Origin of the sequence: Bradyrhizobium sp. SZCCHNR1017, from assembly GCF_032381375.1 — a bacterium.
Taxonomy (GTDB): domain Bacteria; phylum Pseudomonadota; class Alphaproteobacteria; order Rhizobiales; family Xanthobacteraceae; genus Bradyrhizobium.
Genome location: NZ_JAUHIR010000011.1, coordinates 58,671 through 63,395, shown reverse-complemented (window position 1 = coordinate 63,395; position 4,725 = coordinate 58,671). Strand labels below are relative to the sequence as shown.

The window sequence follows — 4,725 nt, the reverse complement described above, 5'->3', positions numbered from 1 at the left end:
CTTGCGAAGGGTCCGATAGCGGCTGCTGGTCGACTGCGCGGATTCAATTGACGCGATGGGCTTGCGCCATCGCGACGATCACCCTGCGCGGCCCCTTGAACGGCTCGCGCGCGTGCGCCGTCAGCATGTTGTCGAGCATGACGACGTCGCCGGTCTGCCAGGGAAAGACGATCTTGTGCCGGTCGAGCACGGCTCTGACCGTGGCCAGCGTCTCGTCCTCGATCGGCGCGCCGTCGCCGTAGAACGCATTGCGCGGCAGCTCGAGCGGATCGCCGACGATGTCGAGAAGACTTTCCCGAACCTCGGGCGCGAGGCTGGAGACGTGGAACAGATGCGCCTGATTGAACCACACCATGTCCCCGGTCACGGGATGCACCGCCGTCCCCTGGCAGACCTGCCGCGTCCGTAGCTCGTCGCCATCCTTCCATTCGCAGGCGATTGCATGGGAGGCGCAATAGGCCTCGACCTCGGCCTTCGACTCCGTGCCGAACACCTGTCGCCAGTCGACATCGAGTCCACTGCCGTAGTTGCGGACATACATGACGCCCCGCTCGGCGAAGCGGTTACGGATCGCGGCCGGCATGTCGCGATGGATCGACCGGCTGTCGGCGACCGGCGTCTCACCGCCCTGCTGTGCCGCCTGCTGGCAATAGAACCAGATCTTCATCGGCCAGTCGCGCGTATAGGCCTGCTCGTTGTGCAGCGGGATGCTCTGGTGCGGCGGATATTCGGTCGAGGTGTAGACGCCGGCGCTGACCTGCGATCGGGGCGTCGAGCCGAATTCATAGGACAGCAGCGGATGGCCGAAGCTCGCGGCGAAGCTCCTGAACGCCTCGGCGCCGTCGAGATGGAAGCCACGGAAGAGAATTCCGCCGCACGCATAGAGCTGGCGCTCGATCATGTCGCGGACCTCGCTCACGGCCTCCATCAGCGGCTGCTGCGTGCGGCTGGCCCGCAGAAGGAACGGCAGCGATTCCTGTTCTATTTTAGATTGCGTCGCGAACATGACTCCTCCCCCTCTTCCGTCGATTTCAGCATCGAAGTCTCTTCACCAGCCGGCTTCCCGGCTGGGTCCTGCTTTCGGCACGCCGCTCAAGGCCCCGCGCGAGCAACGGCGAGTCCCGGCCATGCCCCACGTGCCAGCAATGCGGCAACGAGCTTCAGCAGATCCGCCTGTCGGCTATGGATGAAGAAGTGGTCGCCCGGCAGCATGTCGCGACCGAACGCGCCGGAGGTCTCGGCCCGCCACGCCTCCAGTGCCTCGGCACGCGTCTCGTCGAGATCTCCGCCGAACACGTGCAGCGGACACGGCAAGGGCCGGCGCCGCCGATAGACGTAGTTTCCGCACATCAGGAAATCGGCTCGCAGGATCGGCAGCGTGCCGCGCATGATCTCCATGCTCTGCAACGCCTCCGGCGGCGTGCCGTTCAGCCTGAGAAGCTCCTCGCGCAATGCGTCGTCACCGAGCGGCTCGCGCCAGCGGCTGCCGTCGCGCACGGCCGGCGCCTCCGTTCCGGACACGAGCAGCATCTGCGGCTTTGGCGCGCCGAGCGCGAGCAGCCTGTGCGCCAGCTCGAAGGCGAGCAAGCCGCCGAGGCTGTGCCCGAACAGGACGTAAGGCTCCGCCAACGGCGTCCCGATCAGTTCGGACGCGAGCTGATCGGCCAATGCTGCCGCGTCCGTTTGCAGCGGCTCGTCCATCCGCGCGCCCCGTCCGGGCAGCTCCAGCGGCACGATTTCGATCCAGGACGGAAGAGCTCTCCTCCAGCGCGCATAGACCATGGCGCTGCCGCCGGCATATGGCAAACAGATCAGCCGCATGGCAGCCAGCCTCCTTCGCTTCAGGATTCGGCAGAGGCCTGGGCGTTCTCCTGCATGAATTTCCGCAGCGAGAGCGGCCGCATGTCGGTCCACACCTGTTCGATATGGTCCAGACACTCCTTCTTGCTCCCGGTCACGCCGACGGCCGTCCACCCGTTCGGGATGTCCTTGAACGTCGGCCAGATCGAATATTGTTCTTCGTGATTCACGACGACGGTGAAGGTGACGTCATCTCTATCGAAGACCATCATGCCCGGCTACTCCTACTAACAAACGACGTTGATGAACTACGAGTAATGCAGTTGATAATGACAGTCAAAAGGATACCGCCGATCGAAGTTTTTAATCTCTCCAAGGTGACACGTAGGTGACGATTCAACATCAGGATGCATCGGCTCCAACGAGATGATTTGCTGACCCGATCGCGTTGTCACCGCGGAGATGATCACGCCTCAACGCGATCGATGAGCTACGCAAATTTTTATCAGATTGGAATTGAACGCCGTCCGCATCGCTCAGACTAACAAGGCCGCCGCACAATGGCCGTGCGGCGGCCTCATCATCGCCAACGCGTATCGACGTCCTAAAAATTGAACGTCGTGGAAACGAGATAGGTGCGCGGCGCCCCCAGGGTGATCACACCGCTATAGGCCGACGCCCAATACGCCTTGTCGAATACATTCTCGACGCTCGCCCGCAGCACGATCGGCTTGCCGTTCCAGGGCGAGGTGAAGGTGTAGCGGGCGCCCAGGTCGACGCGTGTCCAATCCGGCAGCGAGAGTTTGTTGGCCGCGTCGACATATTGTGCACCGGTGTAGACGACCCGCCCCGTGAGCGTCAGATCCCGCACAAACGGTGTATCCCACTCGGCGCCGAGATTCACGGTGAGCTCGGGCACGCCGATCGCCCGCTTGCCGTCCGTCAGGCCGCCCGAAGTCTTCTCCTGCACGCCGTGAATATACGCCACGCCCCCCAACAGCCGCAGCGTCGGCGTGACCTCACCGAATACGTTGAACTCGGCGCCCGTATTTCGCTGCCGGCCATTCAGCTCTTGAGTCAGCACTCCCCCTGAACTCGTGGTAATCACGCTCGGGCGTGAGATATCGAATGCGCTGACCGTGGTCGTGATTCGGCCGAAGTCGACCTTGATGCCGGTCTCGACCTGCTTGGTCTGCCCTGGCGGGAAGACCGTGCCGCTGTTGGCATAGCCGGCGGCAACGACGGTCGGGGTCTGCAGGCCCTCGATGTAATTGGCATACAGCGACACAAACTCGACGGGCTTGACCACGAGCGCATAGGCTGGCGTCCACACCGAGGTGTCCTCGAACGGGCGGCTCGATGCTGGAGTAACGAGATTCGTGACTTCCGTTCCCGCCGTTTGTCTGCGCACACCGACGGTCAGTTGAATCCGCTTGTTCAGCAGCGACATCGTGTCGGAGACGCCGATGCTCCAGAGATTTGCGCCGACGGTCTGATTGGCCTGGAGCGTCGGAAAGCTTGGCAACGCGATGTTGGTCGGCTCGCTGTAAAGGCTCCAGTTGGGCATCTTGCCGGAGACCACCTGCTGGGTATAGGTGCGGTCGGTGATGGAGTAGCCGACATTGACGGCATGGTTGATCGGGCCGGTATCGGCGGTCATGCGCAGGCCAGCCTCCCCGGCGTACGTCTTGTACGTCTCGCTTCCCGTTCCAGGAGTCCCGGACAACAGGCCAGCGTTGCTCGAGAGCACCGGCGACGGATAACGGTAGTTGATGTTGCTGTCGTGATAGCCGAATCCGGCATAGGCGGTGATACGATCGTTGAGATCGACCTCGCCTTTCACCGTCGAGAAGAAATCGGTCGGCGCATAATACGCCCACGGCACCTGGAAATTGGTGCCGGACGACGGTGGCGACGGAATGCTGGTGACAGCAGTACCCACGCCGAAGAATCGCAGCGGCGGATTCAGCTTGTCCGCCTGATAGCCGACATCGGCATCGATTCGGACATTCTCGCCATGATAGTCGACGGCGAGGTGGGCGTTGCCGAACTCGTCGGTCTGCCGGTTCCAGGGGGTATCGCCGTTCGAATACTTGCTGTTCAGCCGTACGCCCCACTCCTTGTGCTCGCCATAGCGGCGGCCGACGTCGATCTGCTCGCCGAATTGCGTCTTGGACGCATAGGTCGCCGTTAGCTGCGTGATGTCGGTGTCGAGCGCGTGCTTGGTGACGAGATTGACGCTACCGCCGACCGCGCCGCCGCTTGAGGCGCCAGTGCCGCCGACCGTCATGCCGTTGAGCAGAGCCGCCGGCCCCTTCAGCAATTCGACCCGCTCGATGAAATTGGCGCCCGTCGAATAATATGGCGCGATGCCGGCGAGGCCATTCAGGGCGTAGTCGCCGCTGTCGTAGTAGAAGCCGCGGATGAACAGGCTGTCGGCGCCGCCGCCGGCGGCTTGGATCGTGCGCACCGAGGGATCATTGATCAGCACGTCGCGGATCGTGCGCGCCTGCTGGTTCTGGATCAGCTGCGAGGTGAAGCTCGTCTGGTTGAAGGGCGTGTTCATGACGCCGCGGTTGCCCAGCAGCCCGAGGCCGCCGCCGCTCGCGACCTGGCCGCCGGCATAGGGCGACGGCGGCGCGCCGACCGTTCCTGTCGACGGCGTCACATAGGCCACCGGGGCGGTCGGCGGCAGGTTGCGCGGAGCGACGCGGCGCTGCTGAGCGGTCCGCGTCGCGGTCGTCTGCGGTCTCGAGGCGGTCTGCCGGACTTTCGGCTTCGGCGCGTCGACGGTCACATCGGGGAGCTTGGTCTGCGCAAAGGCCGATTGAACGCCTCCGACATTCAGCGTGAGCGCCAATGAGCTCACAAGTCCCAACGACATCGTCAATCCAATGTCTTTATCCCAAATGCGACAGACCATCC

General features: G+C 63.4%; 4 protein-coding genes. All 4 read right to left on the bottom strand.

What is annotated here, in order from left to right; all coding sequences use genetic code 11:
* Nucleotides 1-43: 43 nt before the first annotated feature.
* The 4 genes from QW863_RS24945 to QW863_RS24930 all read right to left on the bottom strand — a co-directional run bounded on the left by QW863_RS24945 (nt 44) and on the right by QW863_RS24930 (nt 4,684).
* The gene (locus tag QW863_RS24945; RefSeq protein ID WP_315717424.1) at nt 44-1,006 is read right to left on the bottom strand and encodes a TauD/TfdA family dioxygenase; all 963 of its coding nucleotides are present in this window, start codon (nt 1,004-1,006) and stop codon (nt 44-46) included.
* Between the two features lie 86 nt (nt 1,007-1,092).
* Complete coding sequence (locus tag QW863_RS24940) at nt 1,093-1,821, bottom strand: thioesterase II family protein (RefSeq protein ID WP_315717423.1); 729 nt, start codon at nt 1,819-1,821, stop codon at nt 1,093-1,095.
* A gap of 20 nt (nt 1,822-1,841) precedes the next feature.
* The gene (locus QW863_RS24935; protein ID WP_315717422.1) at nt 1,842-2,072 is read right to left on the bottom strand and encodes an MbtH family protein; all 231 of its coding nucleotides are present in this window, start codon (nt 2,070-2,072) and stop codon (nt 1,842-1,844) included.
* A gap of 332 nt (nt 2,073-2,404) precedes the next feature.
* Nucleotides 2,405-4,684, bottom strand: coding sequence for a TonB-dependent receptor (locus QW863_RS24930; RefSeq protein WP_315717421.1), 2,280 nt, complete (start codon nt 4,682-4,684; stop codon nt 2,405-2,407).
* Nucleotides 4,685-4,725 lie beyond the last annotated feature (41 nt).

Bases quoted from the DNA above. Each gene is read 5' to 3' on its own strand.
- QW863_RS24945 (WP_315717424.1), bottom strand. From the start codon at position 1,006: ATGTTCGCGACGCAATCTAAAATAGAACAGGAATCGCTGCCGTTCCTT.
- QW863_RS24935 (WP_315717422.1), bottom strand. From the start codon at position 2,072: ATGATGGTCTTCGATAGAGATGACGTCACCTTCACCGTCGTCGTGAAT.
- QW863_RS24940 (WP_315717423.1), bottom strand. From the start codon at position 1,821: ATGCGGCTGATCTGTTTGCCATATGCCGGCGGCAGCGCCATGGTCTAT.
- QW863_RS24930 (WP_315717421.1), bottom strand. From the start codon at position 4,684: ATGTCGTTGGGACTTGTGAGCTCATTGGCGCTCACGCTGAATGTCGGA.